Raw genomic sequence first — 13,650 nt, 5'->3', positions numbered from 1 at the left:
TGTTAATTATGCGCGCCATGCAGATGCTGCGGGCGAGATGGCGTAAATCCGGATTGATAGCGCGCGGCGCTTAAATCATCAAACGGAATTGCCGGGGTGCGGCCCGAGATCAAATCGCTCAGCAGTTGCCCTGAACCGCAGGCCATGGTCCAGCCCAGCGTGCCGTGGCCGGTGTTAGTCCATAAATTCTTGAACGGCGTACGGCCGACAATCGGCGTGCCGTCCGGCGTCATAGGACGTAATCCGGTCCAGAAGGTGGCCTGTTCGACAAAGCCCCCGCGCGGGAACAGATCGCGAACCACCATCTCAAGCGTTTCGCGGCGCGGTTGCAGCAATTCCGTGTTAAAGCCGACAATTTCCGCCATTCCGCCGACGCGGATCCGGTTATCAAAGCGGGTGATGGCGATTTTGTAGGTTTCATCAAGAATAGTTGAAACAGGGGCACCGTTGTCCTCTTTCACCGGAATGGTGAGGGAGTAGCCTTTCAGCGGATAGACCGGAATATCGAGCAGGCCCTTCAGCATCGCCGTGGAGTAGGAGCCAAACGCCATTACATAGGCATCGGCTTTGATCACTTCGTCGCCGCACTTCACGCCGTAGATTTTTTCGCCTTCTGACAGCAGTTTATCGACCGAGGTGTTGTAGCGGAACGTCACGCCCGCCTGTTCACACATCTTCGCCAGACGCTGAGTAAAGAGCTGGCAGTCGCCCGTTTCGTCATTTGGCAGGCGCAGCCCACCCGTCAGTTTGTGTGCCACTTCCGCCAGCGCCGGTTCAACCTGCGCCAGCTGGCTGGCTTCGAGCAGCTGATACGGCACGCCTGCATCTTCCAGCACGGCGATGTCGCGGGTGGCGTTTTCATACTGCTGCGCGGTGCGGAACAGCTGCAATGTGCCGCCCTGCCGCCCTTCGTATTCGATGCCGGTGGTGTTGCGCAGTTCTTTCAGGCAGTCGCGGCTGTACTCTGCCAGGCGCACCATACGGCCTTTGTTTTCCATGTAGTGGCGAGTGTCGCAGTTGCGCAGCATCTGCCACATCCACTTGAGCTGGAATTGCGTGCCGTCGAGGCTAATCGCCAGCGGCGCGTGACGCTGGAACATCCATTTGATGGCCTTCAGCGGTACGCCCGGTGCCGCCCACGGCGCCGCATAGCCTGGGGAGATCTGCCCGGCGTTGGCCGCGCTGGTCTCCAGTGCCGATCCCGGTTCGCGATCGATGACCGTCACCTCGTGTCCCGCCTGACTTAAATACCAGGCGCTGGTGACGCCGACAACCCCACTTCCCAGTATGACAACACGCATAGCCACTCCGTTATGTGCAAAAGAACAATCTTCTAATTACAGATTGATAACCTAGTTGAAAATATTATTCAACATACGACTTTTTTATGGTGACTTAACTCACATCTTCCCCAGCCAGCGGGGATGGCGCTTATTTAGGATCTTTTACTGCGCGCTCTTTTTAACCAGCAGAAAATTCTGCGAGACAGCCGTTTTCTCCGGGATCAAAATCGGAAATCGCAAAGAAAAAATTTCTGCGTCAGCACGCTTTTCAACGCGTTGTTCTATGCTTGAAAAGAGGTTCTCCAGACTAGAGAGAGCTATCAACAACGAGGGCGCGCTAATGGCTACACTTGACTCAATGAACAAGGACAGCACTCGTCTCAGCGATGGACCCGACTGGACCTTCGAGCTGCTGGATGTCTATCTGGCCGAAATCGACCGGGTGGCGAAGCTGTATCGACTGGACACCTACCCGCACCAGATCGAAGTCATTACCTCCGAACAGATGATGGACGCCTACTCGAGCGTCGGGATGCCGATCAACTATCCGCACTGGTCGTTCGGTAAAAAATTCATTGAAACCGAGCGACTCTACAAGCACGGCCAGCAAGGGCTGGCGTATGAGATCGTCATTAACTCCAATCCCTGCATCGCCTATCTGATGGAAGAGAACACCATTACCATGCAGGCGCTGGTGATGGCGCACGCCTGCTACGGGCACAACTCGTTCTTCAAAAATAACTACCTGTTCCGCAGCTGGACCGATGCCAGTTCGATTGTCGATTACCTGATTTTCGCCCGTAAATACATCACCGAATGCGAAGAGCGCTACGGGGTGGACGAGGTGGAAAAACTGCTCGACTCCTGTCACGCGCTGATGAATTACGGGGTGGATCGCTACAAACGCCCGCAAAAAATCTCCCTCCAGGAGGAGAAAGCGCGGCAGAAAAGTCGCGAAGAGTATCTGCAAAGCCAGGTGAATATGCTGTGGCGTACCCTGCCGAAACGCGAAGAGGAGAAAACGATCGCCGAAGCGCGGCGTTATCCGTCTGAGCCGCAGGAGAACTTACTCTACTTTATGGAAAAAAATGCGCCGCTACTGGAGCCGTGGCAGCGTGAAATCTTACGCATCGTGCGTAAGGTGAGTCAGTATTTTTATCCGCAAAAACAGACGCAGGTGATGAACGAAGGCTGGGCGACGTTCTGGCATTACACCATCCTGAACCACCTGTATGACGAAGGCAAAGTGACCGAGCGGTTTATGCTCGAGTTCCTGCACAGCCACACTAACGTGGTCTTCCAGCCGCCGTATAACAGCCCGTGGTACAGCGGGATTAACCCCTATGCCCTCGGCTTTGCGATGTTCCAGGATATTAAACGCATCTGTCAGTCCCCGACGGAAGAGGATAAATACTGGTTCCCGGACATCGCCGGTTCCGACTGGCTGGAGACGCTGCATTTCGCGATGCGCGACTTTAAAGACGAGAGCTTTATCAGCCAGTTCATGTCACCGAAAATCATGCGAGATTTCCGCTTCTTTACCGTTCTGGATGACGATCGTAATAATTATCTGGAGATATCGGCGATTCACAACGAGGAAGGCTACCGTGAGATCCGCTCGCGCCTCTCCTCTCAGTACAACCTGAGCAATCTTGAACCGAATATCCAGGTCTGGAACGTGGATTTACGCGGCGATCGCTCTCTGACGCTGCGCTATATTCCGCACAACCGTGCGCCGCTGGATAAAGGCCGCAAAGAGGTGCTCAAGCATGTGCATCGCCTGTGGGGCTTTGACGTGTTGATGGAGCAGCAAAACGAGGACGGGAGCGTGGAACTGCTGGAGCGCTGCCCGGCGCGGGGAAACACGCTGTAATCGCATTACCGGGTGGCGACGCATCTTCCCCGGCATTTGTATGACTCAGCTTCAGGCCCTTTTAAACGGGCAAAAAAAAGCCTCTCAATCGAGAGGCTTTTTCTGTTAATGACCGTGAATGGCTAAATCGCCCGGCAGATTTTTCTGCATCCGGTGCCAGATCTCGCCGCTGTCATGGCCGTAACGACGCACCGTTTCATAGACCTGATCGTGCTGGCCTTCGGTGCAAAGCTGGCTTAACTTGTGGTAGAAACCGAGCGCCAGGCTGCGCGCTTCCGGATTGGCGAAATAGTGGCGACCAATGCGGGTGTACAGCCCTTTCATGCCGTTAAGGATCAATCCATAAATCGGATTTCCCGACGCAAACGCCAGGCCACGGAAGATGTTGTAATCGAGGGTCGCAAACGCATCCGCGTGATCGTCAACCGCCGTCGCCGTCGCCAGCACTTCCAGCGCCTTTTCAGGATGCTGACGGAAGGCAGTACGGATAAAGATGGTAGAAATATTGGTGCGCACCGACAGCAAATTATCGATCAGCTGTGGAACGCTCTCGTGATCGAGACGGGCGAGCGTTTCAAGAATGTTCAGACCCGACGTTTCCCAGAAGTTATTCACTTTGGTCGGTTTGCCGTGCTGAATCGTCAACCAGCCATCACGCGCCAGACGCTGAAGAACTTCGCGTAAAGTGGTACGTGTTACGCCAATCAGTTCAGACAATTCACGTTCAGCGGGAAGAATCGTTCCAGGAGCGAAACGGTTATTCCAGATGCTTTCAATGATGTACTCTTCAGCGAAACCCGCCGGGCTTTGCGCCTTTATGACCATAGTGAGATTTCCATTACACAGCTTTAACTAATTCACTCATCATACCAGAGGCTGACAGTGGCAGATAGCGCAGCGACGCGGGAAAAAAGGGATCACCGTTTCATTTTTATCAAATACAGCATCCTGGTCGACAGCCGTTATTCATGCAAATTGTGCGTATAATAATGTTTTGCTTAACTTTGGCGAGGAAGGAACTCTCTGGTGGAAATGTCTTACGGACGCGCCCTGTGGCGCAATTTTTTAGGTCAGTCACCCGACTGGTACAAGCTGACGCTGCTCATTTTTCTGATCGCTAACCCGGTGGTGTTTATCTTCTCGCCTTTTGTGGCCGGCTGGCTGCTGGTGGCCGAGTTTATCTTTGCCCTGGCGATGGCGCTGAAATGCTATCCCCTGCTCCCCGGCGGGCTGCTGGCGATTGAAGCGGTGTTTATCGGCATGACCAGCGCAGAGCGCGTGAAAGACGAGCTGGCCACTAACCTGGAAGTGCTCCTGCTGCTGATGTTTATGGTGGCCGGTATCTACTTCATGAAGCAACTGCTGCTGTTTATCTTCACGCGGCTGCTGCTGAGTATTAGCTCCAAAACGGTGCTTTCCCTCTCCTTCTGTCTGGCTGCCGCGTTTCTTTCCGCATTCCTCGATGCGCTGACGGTTGTTGCGGTGGTGATAAGCGTCGCCGTCGGTTTTTACGGCATTTATCATCGAGTGGCCTCAACGAAGACTGAGAGCGATTTGCAGGATGACAGTCAGATTGACGTGCCGAAGCGCGACGTTCTGGAACAATTTCGTGCGTTCCTGCGCAGCCTGATGATGCACGCGGGCGTCGGCACGGCGCTCGGCGGGGTGATGACGATGGTCGGCGAGCCGCAAAACCTCATTATTGCAAAAGCCGCAGGCTGGAACTTTACCGAATTCTTCCTGCGCGTGGCGCCGGTGAGCGTCCCGGTCTTTGTCTGTGGGCTGCTGACCTGTGTGTTGCTCGAGAAAACCAAAAGCTTCGGCTATGGCGCCCAGTTGCCCGGCCCGGTTCGCGATGTGCTGCACGAATTTGATCTGAAAAGCCGCAGCCAGCGCACCCGTCAGGAAAAACTGGCGCTGATCGCCCAGGGTATCATCGGCGTGTGGCTTATCGTCGCGCTGGCATTCCACCTGGCGGAAGTGGGGCTTATTGGCCTGTCGGTGATTATTCTGGCGACGTCGTTTACCGGTGTGACCGACGAACATGCGATCGGCAAGGCATTTACCGAAGCGCTGCCCTTTACTGCCCTGCTGGCGGTGTTTTTTGCCATTGTAGCGGTGATTATCGACCAGCAACTGTTCTCGCCGATTATCGACTTTGTCCTGCAGGCATCACCCGACTCGCAGCTTTCGCTCTTTTATCTGTTTAACGGCCTGCTCTCTTCTATTTCCGATAACGTGTTTGTCGGATCGGTGTATATCAATGAGGCCAAAGCGGCGCTTGAACACGGGGCCATTAATATTAACCAGTTTGAGCTGCTGGCCGTGGCGATTAATACCGGCACCAATTTGCCGTCGGTGGCGACGCCAAACGGACAGGCGGCGTTTCTGTTCCTGCTGACCTCGGCGCTGGCTCCCCTGATTCGTTTGTCTTACGGTCGGATGGTGTGGATGGCGCTGCCGTATACGCTGGTATTAACCGTTGTCGGCTTGCTGTGCGTCAAATTTACCCTCATTCCTTATACGCAATGGTTGTTGCAAATAGGTATACTGGCCGCGCATTAAGTCCCTGAAATCGGGTGGTTCGCTGCCCGGTTTGACTTTCTGCATTATAAACATCCAATTACGTTTTATTTTGCCAGGAGCATCTGGCGCTAAAATCGTTTTGGTTTACACTGCGCTTTCTAAGCCTGTTCCAGGGAAATGATTATGTTGCGATTTTTGAACCAATGCTCTCGCGGTCGCGGAGCGTGGTTATTGATGGCCCTGACCGCCTTTGCGCTGGAAATGGTAGCGCTCTGGTTCCAGCATGTGATGTTGCTGAAACCCTGTGTGCTGTGTATTTACGAACGTTGTGCGCTGTTCGGTATTATGGGTGCAGGGCTGGTGGGTGCGATTGCGCCAAAATCCCCGCTGCGTTATGCCGGGATCGCCCTCTGGTTGTACAGTGCCTGGAAAGGCATTGAGCTGGCGTGGCAGCACACCATGATGCAGCTGCATCCCTCCCCGTTCCAGACCTGTGATTTTGCCGCCCGCTTCCCAGGCTGGCTGCCGCTGGACAAGTGGCTGCCGCAGGTGTTTGTGGCCTCCGGTGATTGCTCTGTTCGTCAGTGGGAATTCCTGACGCTGGAGATGCCGCAGTGGCTGGTCGGTATTTTCGTCGCCTACTTCGTGGTGGCGCTGCTGGTACTGATTGCCCAGCCGTTCAAACCGAAAAAACGCGATTTGTTCGGTCGATAAGCACAAACAGCACCCAACAAAAAACCCGCCTCGGCGGGTTTTTTTTATGCGTGTTTGGGATGGTTGAGAATATGGTCTTCCCAGTCCTGCACTTCGGATTCTTTCACCGCGATATGTCGCACCGAAATGCGCTCGCCGTGCATCGCCGCTTTTGAGCCAGTCAGCAGCGGATGCCAGTCCGGCAGCCCTTTCCCTTCCGCCAGCAGGCGATAGGCGCAGGTGTGAGGCAGCCATTCAAACGTCGGGAGATTGTCGCGGGTCAGCTTGATGCAGTCCGGCTCGTACTCGAAACGGCGCTCGTAGTTGCGGCACTGGCAGGTTTTGATGTTCAGCTGCTTGCAGGCGACGTTGGTGAAGTAGATTTCGTCAGTGTCTTCGTCCATCAGCTTATGCAGGCAGCACTGCCCGCAGCCGTCGCACAGCGATTCCCACTCCACGTCGGTCATTTCGTCGAGAGTCTTGCTTTGCCAGAAAGGGGTTTCGCTCATAAGGATGTCCACACGTCAAAAGAAAGCGCACCTTATAACCAGTCTGGCACGTGGATGCAAGTTTTGCCGCCGATTAACAGCGGCAAGGGCATTTTACAGCACGCGCGTCTTAACGGATTGTCCGTTAAAACCGATTTCCAGTTCGTCACCGCTCAGCAGTGGCCCAACGCCTTCTGGCGTACCGGTGAGGATCACATCGCCCGGCTTGAGGGTGAAGTAGCGGCTCATGTAGGCGATAAGCGGCAGGATCTTGTGGATCATGTCAGAGGTATTCCCCTGCTGGCGAATTTCGCCGTTCACCTTCAGGCTCAACGGGGTATTTTGCGGATCGGCGTGGAATTCGGCGGCCGGAATAAAACCGGAGAGCGGGCAGGAATTATCAAAGCCTTTGGCTTTTTCCCACGGCTGGCCGGCTTTTTTCATTTTGCCCTGCACATCGCGCAGCGTCAGATCCAGCGCAACTCCGTAGCCTGCGATGGCTTTCTGCACGTGATCCTCGGATGCCTGACGCAGCGTGCCGCCAATTAGCACCGCCAGTTCGACTTCATGGTGTACCGAACCCAGCCCCTGCGGTAGCGCCAGCGGCTGGCGAATATCGCAAATAGCGGTTTCCGGCTTGATAAACAACACAGGCTCTTCTGGCACGGCACTGCCCATTTCCTGAATGTGCTTCGCATAATTGCTGCCTACGCAGACCACTTTGCTTACAGGGTAATCCAGTAATGCGCCTTGCCAGTTGTGATGTTGATACATGCTCGTCCCCTACACGGTTGATATGTCACCCACGGAGTTGGCCGGGGTTATTTTTTTCCGTCACCTGCGAGATGCTGTTTTAATAAATTCTCAGGAGGTGGCGGAAGCTGTAAATAATAGCCTTGTTCTTTCAGGGCGGTTTTCACTTTATCCAGATCGGCATTCACCAGTTTTTTACGACCATCCAGCGGCAATAGCATCGCCAGCTGCGGAGTACCGAAGCCTTTCATTAATTCTTCCGGTACGCGGGAAAAATCGTCTTTTTTCTCGACATAAAGATAGGTCTGGTCGCGTTTAGTACTTCTGTAGATCACACAAAACATGTTTTTACTCTGAATTATCGGTGGTTGCTTGCCTCAATATACCAGTGACTATAACATGCCTGATACTCTTCGGAATATCGCAACGAATGTGCTGCGATTAACAGCAAATTGAGTAAGGCCAGGATGTCAAACACGCCCATCGAGCTTAAAGGCAGTAGCTTCACCTTATCAGTGGTTCATTTGCATGATGCAAAACCCGAGGTTATTCGTCAGGCGTTAGAAGACAAAATCGCGCAGGCACCCGCTTTTCTGAAACACGCCCCAGTGGTGGTGAATGTCAGCGGTCTCGACGCGCCTGTGAACTGGCAGCATCTTCAGCAGGCGGTCGCCTCGACCGGGCTGCGTATTGTTGGCATTAGCGGCTGCAAAGATGCCCGTCTTAAAGATGAAATCGAGCGTGCCGGTCTGCCCCTTCTGACTGAAGGCAAAGAAAAAACCGTCCGTTCTCCGGCGAAAGCCGCCCCGACGCCTCCACCGCCCGTGCAAACTGTTACTCCTATCACAAAAACGCGAATGATTGATGTGCCGGTTCGTTCCGGTCAGCGCATTTATGCACCAAACTGTGATCTGATTGTGACAAGCCACGTCAGCGCTGGCGCTGAGCTGATTGCCGATGGCAATATTCACGTCTACGGTATGATGAGAGGACGCGCGCTGGCCGGTGCCAGTGGCGATCGGGAAGCACAAATATTTTGTACCCATCTGACGGCGGAACTGGTTTCCATCGCAGGTGAATATTGGCTGAGTGACAAGATCCCAGCCGAATTTTATGGCAAAGCGGCACGCCTGCGACTCGCAGAGAACGCTTTGACTGTTCAACCGTTGAATTGATCCCTTTTTAACAAGGAATTTCTATGGCACGCATTATTGTTGTGACTTCGGGTAAAGGAGGCGTTGGCAAGACCACCTCCAGCGCGGCCATCGCTACTGGTTTGGCCCAGAAGGGAAAGAAGACAGTTGTTATCGATTTCGATATCGGCCTGCGTAACCTCGACCTGATCATGGGCTGTGAGCGTCGCGTTGTGTATGACTTTGTTAACGTCATTCAGGGCGATGCCACCCTTAACCAGGCGCTGATTAAAGATAAGCGCACGGAAAACCTCTTTATTCTTCCTGCTTCTCAGACGCGCGACAAAGATGCGCTGACCCGCGAAGGCGTGGAGAAAGTGCTCGACGAACTGAAAAAGATGGAGTTCGACTTTGTGGTCTGCGACTCCCCTGCCGGTATCGAAACGGGCGCGCTGATGGCGCTGTATTTCGCTGACGAAGCCATCATCACCACCAACCCGGAAGTCTCCTCTGTACGTGACTCTGACCGTATTCTGGGCATTCTGGCGTCTAAATCTCGTCGCGCGGAAAATGGTCAGGACCCGATTAAAGAGCACCTGCTACTGACCCGTTACAATCCGGGTCGCGTCAACAAGGGTGACATGCTGAGCATGGAAGACGTGCTGGAGATCCTGCGCATCAAACTGGTTGGCGTCATTCCGGAAGATCAGTCCGTGCTGCGCGCCTCTAACCAGGGCGAGCCGGTGATCCTCGATACGATGGCAGACGCGGGTAAAGCCTACGCTGATACCGTTGACCGTCTGCTGGGAGAAGAACGTCCTTTCCGCTTCATTGAAGAAGAGAAGAAAGGTTTCCTCAAACGCCTGTTCGGAGGATAAGTTATGGCATTACTGGACTTTTTTCTCTCGCGGAAAAAAAGCACCGCCAACATCGCGAAAGAGCGACTGCAAATTATCGTTGCGGAACGTCGCCGCAGCGATGCTGAACCACACTATTTGCCGCAGCTGCGCAAAGACATCCTGGAAGTGATTTGTAAGTACGTGCAGATCGACCCGGAGATGGTCACCGTGCAGCTGGAGCAGAAGGATGGGGATATTTCGATTCTGGAGCTGAACGTGACGCTGCCAGAAGCGGAAGAGTCACGTCCATAGCATTATGAACGTATCAATGCCGGGTAGCGCTTCGCTTACCCGGCAATTTTCTTACTGTGGATAGTCTGCCAGCAGGGTTTTCAGACGTTCGCCCATCAACTCCCCGCGCCAGCCCGCAATCAGTTCCGGCAGGCCATTTTGCGGTTTTAACTTCCAGTGCCAGTTCAGCAGCTGATTGATCTGACGCCGTGACGCCAGCAGCTCTGGGCTTATCTTGTTTTCCGTTCCCACTTCCAGCACCAGTGCTTTGATCTCTTTGAACGCTTTGCGATAGCCTGGCATATCCATCAGGTTCAACAGTGGATCCGGCAGTTCATCGTCCGGCAACTGCTGGGCTTTAGCGACCAGTGCCAGCAACGTTTTGCCGTGGAAGCGAATTTCACTGCCCGATAATCCGATACTGTCCAGTTCGCCCATGCTGCCCGGCATATAGCGCGCAACAGCCCACAGATGCTCTTCGCGTACGACAAAATTGACCGCCAGATCGCGATCGCGCGCTTTGCGCAGACGCCAGTCGGCCAGCAGCTGCAGGCAGGCAAGCTGACGGGTACGCAGCTGCCAGGCGTTGGTGATATCGCGCCAGGCGTCTTTCGGGTCGACCACTTCCTGACGGCGCTGCTGTGTCATACGGCATTCGTTGAGCGCCGCATCCAGCCAGCCGGCGTCTTCAGCCTCTTTCATCAGTTGGCCGCAAATCGGCAGCAGGTAAAAGACATCGGCAGCGGCGTAGTCCAGTTGACGTTCAGTCAGTGGACGCGCCAGCCAGTCGGTGCGCGACTCGCTCTTATCCAGCGCAATCCCGGTATACTCTTCGACCATCGCGGCAAAGCCCCAGGAGAGCGGACGGCCGGTGAAAGCGGCGAGAATTTGCGTATCAATCAGGGGTTCCGGCATCACGCCAAAGGTATTGAGGAACACCTCCAGATCTTCACTACCCGCATGCAGATATTTGGTCACGGCGGTATCGAGCAGAAGTTCACGCATCGGCGCCCAGTCCGTGATACCCAGCGGGTCAATCAGCGAGACCTTTTTGCCATCGTACATCTGGATCAAACCCAACTGGGGATAGTAGGTTCGCGTGCGAACAAACTCGGTATCCAGAGCAATGGCGGGAAAGTCGCGGGTGACGTTGCACAGCGTTGCCAGCTCGTCGTTGGTTGTGATCATCTGGTAATTCAAAACGGTTTCTCTCTGGTTTGCGCCCATAAAAAACGCCGGCTAACCGGCGTGTGGTGGCGACTCACTCGAAGCTTAGGCTTTATTGTCCACTTTGGAACGCGCTTCGTCACGTAATTCTCGTCGTAATATCTTCCCGACGTTCGATTTCGGCAGCTCCGTGCGGAACTCCACCAGCTTCGGCACTTTGTAACCGGTAAGCTGACGACGACAAAACGCGATCAGTTCATCTTCGTTCAGCGAGGGGTCTTTTTTGACCACGAATATCTTCACCGCTTCGCCGCTGCTGCCGGAGGGCACGCCGACGGCGGCTACTTCCTGCACCCCATCGTGCTGCATTACTACGTCTTCGATCTCATTAGGATAGACGTTAAAACCAGAGACCAGAATCATGTCTTTTTTGCGATCGACAATGCGCAGGAAACCTTCGTCGTCCATCACCGCGATGTCGCCCGTGTAGAGCCAGCCGTCTTTGATGATTTCATCCGTCGCATCTGGGCGCTGCCAGTAGCCGAGCATGACCTGCGGGCCTTTAACGCACAGTTCGCCCGGCTCACCGTGAGGCACTTCGTTGCCTGCGTCGTCGACCAGTTTGGCCTCCGTTGACGGCACCGGCAGACCAATGCTGCCGCTGTGATAATCGATATCATGCGGGTTAACGCTGACCAGCGGCGCGCACTCTGTGAGGCCGTAACCCTCTAGCAGATACTGCCCGGTGAGTTTCACCCAACGGTCGGCCACCGCCTGCTGAACCGGCATGCCACCGCCCGCAGAGAGGTGCAGCGTGGAGAAGTCGAGCTGCTGGAACTCTTTGTTGTTGAGCAGTGCGTTAAACAGCGTGTTCACCCCGGTCATTGCGGTGAACGGGTATTTCGCCAGCTCTTTCACCAGCCCCGGAATATCACGCGGGTTGGTAATCAGTAAATTCTGTCCGCCCAGCTCGATAAACAGCAGGCAGTTCATGGTCAGAGCAAAAATGTGATACAGCGGCAGCGCCGTGACCACCAGCTCTTTGCCGCGGTGTAGCAGCGGGCCGTAGGTCGCATTCACCTGCTCAAGGTTCGCCAGCATATTGCGGTGGGTCAGCATCGCCCCTTTCGCAACGCCGGTCGTACCACCGGTGTACTGCAAGAAGGCCAGATCGTCTGAGACCACTTCCGGCTTCACATACTGCATGCGATAGCCGCTCTGTAGTGCGCGGCGGAAAGAGATGGCATCCGGCAGATGGTATTTCGGCACCAGACGCTTCACATATTTGACGACAAAGTTAACCAGCGTCCCTTTGGCGGTAGACAGCTGATCGCCCATGCGGGTCAGGATCACGTGGCGGACCTGAGTTTTATCGACCACTTTTTCCAGCGTATGGGCAAAGTTGGAGACAATCACAATCGCCGCCGCGCCGCTGTCATTCAACTGGTGCTCCAGCTCGCGCGGAGTATAGAGCGGGTTGACGTTAACCACGATCATCCCCGCCCGCAAAATACCGAACAGCGCTACCGGATACTGGAGCAGGTTTGGCATCATCAGCGCGACGCGGTCCCCTTTCTTCAGGCCCAGGCCTTCCTGCAAATAGGCGGCAAAGGCCCGGCTGCGCTCTTCCAGTTTGCGGAAGGTCATCACTTCGCCCATGTTCACAAACGCAGGCTGATCCGCGTAGCGCGCGACCGAGTGCTCAAATAATTCAACCAGGGATTGATAACGGTCAGGATTGATCTCCGCAGGAACATCTGCGGGATAACGGTTAAGCCAAACCTTTTTCAATGCATCACCTCTGAAATGAGTGTTCGTCGTCATCACAACCCCGATAATAAACAGTTCGTTAACATTATATTAACTCAGCGTACCAGTTTATTAATTGTTCGAATTTAAGGTTGCGAAGCGCGTCACTCTTTTTTTTGTGTTATATCCGTAAAAAACAGAGACAGCGGCTGAGCCGCTGTCTCTTATCTAATAATAACAGTAAGTTATTCTGTAACGATGGTCTGAACCTGAGCCGGGCCTGGATTGTACCAGCCCCATCCACCGTAGCCGCCATAGCGGTACGGGTGCGGTCCCCACATCCATGGGTCGATAGGCTGCGGTGGCAGCATGACCTGTTGGGTCAGGTGCCAGCGTTTGTAGCCGGTGGCCTGCAGGGTCATAAATTTATACGGCGTGTTACCGATTTTCCCCTGTACCGTGCCGGTGATTGGCCCAACGACCGTCACCAGCTGGCCACGGAAATCGACCGGATCGAGGAAACCGTTCACATCTGCATAAATTCGCCCGCGCGAAGGTTCGCCCAGAACTGGCCGCGCCCCGCTGTCCAGCGGCACCGTCGCAATTTCCAGACGGGTTTTGCCCTGCTGGTTCTGGATGTCCACCACTTTGCCGCCGAAGCGTGCCTCCTGGCCGACGTAAAGCTCAGGCGCATTCATCACCCGCACCAGATCCTGCTGCGGTGTCGGACTGCTTCCTTTTATCGCGTCAGGAACGGTGACACATCCACTTAATGCCACAGCGATAGCGCCCGCTATGAAGAGGCGTACAACCTTTGTTTGAACCGCCATGATGCGACTCCCTTTTCTCAGTGCT

General features: G+C 54.5%; 14 protein-coding genes. 6 read left to right on the top strand and 8 right to left on the bottom strand.

The annotated features are described in order from the left end of the window. Positions 1–2 precede the first annotated feature (2 nt). Positions 3–1,301 (bottom strand): D-amino acid dehydrogenase, encoded by a 1,299-nt coding sequence (locus DAI21_RS14065; RefSeq protein ID WP_102103949.1) that lies wholly within the window; start codon positions 1,299–1,301, stop codon positions 3–5. Between the two features lie 322 nt (positions 1,302–1,623). On the opposite strand from DAI21_RS14065, the gene DAI21_RS14060 reads away from it, so the two are divergent. Next, on the top strand, positions 1,624–3,156 hold the full coding sequence (locus tag DAI21_RS14060; protein ID WP_100779842.1) for a SpoVR family protein: 1,533 nt from the start codon (positions 1,624–1,626) through the stop codon (positions 3,154–3,156). A 105-nt stretch (positions 3,157–3,261) separates the two neighbouring features. On the opposite strand, the gene fadR is transcribed toward DAI21_RS14060, so the two are convergent. Continuing rightward, the gene (gene fadR / locus DAI21_RS14055) at positions 3,262–3,981 is read right to left on the bottom strand and encodes a fatty acid metabolism transcriptional regulator FadR (protein WP_100779841.1); all 720 of its coding nucleotides are present in this window, start codon (positions 3,979–3,981) and stop codon (positions 3,262–3,264) included. 201 nt (positions 3,982–4,182) lie between these two features. On the opposite strand from fadR, the gene nhaB reads away from it, so the two are divergent. Continuing rightward, complete coding sequence (gene nhaB, locus DAI21_RS14050) at positions 4,183–5,721, top strand: Na(+)/H(+) antiporter NhaB (protein WP_107703383.1); 1,539 nt, start codon at positions 4,183–4,185, stop codon at positions 5,719–5,721. A 144-nt stretch (positions 5,722–5,865) separates the two neighbouring features. Continuing rightward, positions 5,866–6,396, top strand: a complete 531-nt coding sequence (gene dsbB, locus DAI21_RS14045; RefSeq protein ID WP_100779839.1) for a disulfide bond formation protein DsbB — start codon at positions 5,866–5,868, stop codon at positions 6,394–6,396. Positions 6,397–6,440: 44 nt separating this feature from the next. Here dsbB and DAI21_RS14040 read toward each other — a convergent pair whose 3' ends face one another. The 3 genes from DAI21_RS14040 to DAI21_RS14030 form a co-directional block, all read right to left on the bottom strand. Beyond that, entirely contained in the window at positions 6,441–6,884 is a 444-nt protein-coding gene (locus DAI21_RS14040) for a YcgN family cysteine cluster protein (protein ID WP_100779838.1), read from the bottom strand. Positions 6,885–6,977: 93 nt separating this feature from the next. Beyond that, complete coding sequence (locus tag DAI21_RS14035) at positions 6,978–7,637, bottom strand: fumarylacetoacetate hydrolase family protein (protein WP_107703382.1); 660 nt, start codon at positions 7,635–7,637, stop codon at positions 6,978–6,980. Between the two features lie 47 nt (positions 7,638–7,684). Further along, positions 7,685–7,960 (bottom strand): YcgL domain-containing protein, encoded by a 276-nt coding sequence (locus DAI21_RS14030; protein ID WP_102103952.1) that lies wholly within the window; start codon positions 7,958–7,960, stop codon positions 7,685–7,687. A gap of 123 nt (positions 7,961–8,083) precedes the next feature. Between DAI21_RS14030 and minC the strand changes: the two genes are divergently transcribed. The 3 genes from minC to minE are packed head-to-tail and all read left to right on the top strand — an operon-like array spanning position 8,084 to position 9,900. Next, positions 8,084–8,791, top strand: coding sequence for a septum site-determining protein MinC (gene minC / locus DAI21_RS14025; protein WP_107703381.1), 708 nt, complete (start codon positions 8,084–8,086; stop codon positions 8,789–8,791). Positions 8,792–8,814: 23 nt separating this feature from the next. Beyond that, positions 8,815–9,627: a septum site-determining protein MinD gene (gene minD / locus DAI21_RS14020; protein WP_100779834.1), complete on the top strand. Its 813-nt coding sequence runs from the start codon at positions 8,815–8,817 to the stop codon at positions 9,625–9,627. Positions 9,628–9,630: 3 nt separating this feature from the next. After that, complete coding sequence (minE, locus tag DAI21_RS14015; RefSeq protein WP_010432714.1) at positions 9,631–9,900, top strand: cell division topological specificity factor MinE; 270 nt, start codon at positions 9,631–9,633, stop codon at positions 9,898–9,900. Between the two features lie 51 nt (positions 9,901–9,951). Here the strand turns inward: minE and rnd are convergent, their stop codons facing one another. The 3 genes from rnd to DAI21_RS14000 all read right to left on the bottom strand — a co-directional run bounded on the left by rnd (position 9,952) and on the right by DAI21_RS14000 (position 13,625). Continuing rightward, positions 9,952–11,079, bottom strand: coding sequence for a ribonuclease D (gene rnd, locus DAI21_RS14010; protein ID WP_107704255.1), 1,128 nt, complete (start codon positions 11,077–11,079; stop codon positions 9,952–9,954). Between the two features lie 72 nt (positions 11,080–11,151). Continuing rightward, entirely contained in the window at positions 11,152–12,837 is a 1,686-nt protein-coding gene (gene fadD / locus DAI21_RS14005) for a long-chain-fatty-acid--CoA ligase FadD (RefSeq protein WP_129036324.1), read from the bottom strand. Positions 12,838–13,040: 203 nt separating this feature from the next. Beyond that, complete coding sequence (locus tag DAI21_RS14000) at positions 13,041–13,625, bottom strand: Slp family lipoprotein (RefSeq protein WP_100779831.1); 585 nt, start codon at positions 13,623–13,625, stop codon at positions 13,041–13,043. Between the last annotated feature and the right edge of the window lie 25 nt (positions 13,626–13,650).

The sequence above is a fragment of the Lelliottia sp. WB101 genome, assembly GCF_003051885.1.
Classification (GTDB): Bacteria; Pseudomonadota; Gammaproteobacteria; order Enterobacterales; family Enterobacteriaceae; genus Enterobacter; species Enterobacter nimipressuralis.
This window is presented reverse-complemented; position numbering and strand designations above follow the sequence as displayed.

Coding starts and splice junctions, on each gene's coding strand:
- DAI21_RS14065 (WP_102103949.1), bottom strand. CDS start 1,301: ATGCGTGTTGTCATACTGGGAAGTGGGGTTGTCGGCGTCACCAGCGCC.
- DAI21_RS14060 (WP_100779842.1), top strand. CDS start 1,624: ATGGCTACACTTGACTCAATGAACAAGGACAGCACTCGTCTCAGCGAT.
- fadR (WP_100779841.1), bottom strand. CDS start 3,981: ATGGTCATAAAGGCGCAAAGCCCGGCGGGTTTCGCTGAAGAGTACATC.
- dsbB (WP_100779839.1), top strand. CDS start 5,866: ATGTTGCGATTTTTGAACCAATGCTCTCGCGGTCGCGGAGCGTGGTTA.
- DAI21_RS14040 (WP_100779838.1), bottom strand. CDS start 6,884: ATGAGCGAAACCCCTTTCTGGCAAAGCAAGACTCTCGACGAAATGACC.
- DAI21_RS14035 (WP_107703382.1), bottom strand. CDS start 7,637: ATGTATCAACATCACAACTGGCAAGGCGCATTACTGGATTACCCTGTA.
- DAI21_RS14030 (WP_102103952.1), bottom strand. CDS start 7,960: ATGTTTTGTGTGATCTACAGAAGTACTAAACGCGACCAGACCTATCTT.
- minC (WP_107703381.1), top strand. CDS start 8,084: ATGTCAAACACGCCCATCGAGCTTAAAGGCAGTAGCTTCACCTTATCA.
- minD (WP_100779834.1), top strand. CDS start 8,815: ATGGCACGCATTATTGTTGTGACTTCGGGTAAAGGAGGCGTTGGCAAG.
- minE (WP_010432714.1), top strand. CDS start 9,631: ATGGCATTACTGGACTTTTTTCTCTCGCGGAAAAAAAGCACCGCCAAC.
- DAI21_RS14000 (WP_100779831.1), bottom strand. CDS start 13,625: ATGGCGGTTCAAACAAAGGTTGTACGCCTCTTCATAGCGGGCGCTATC.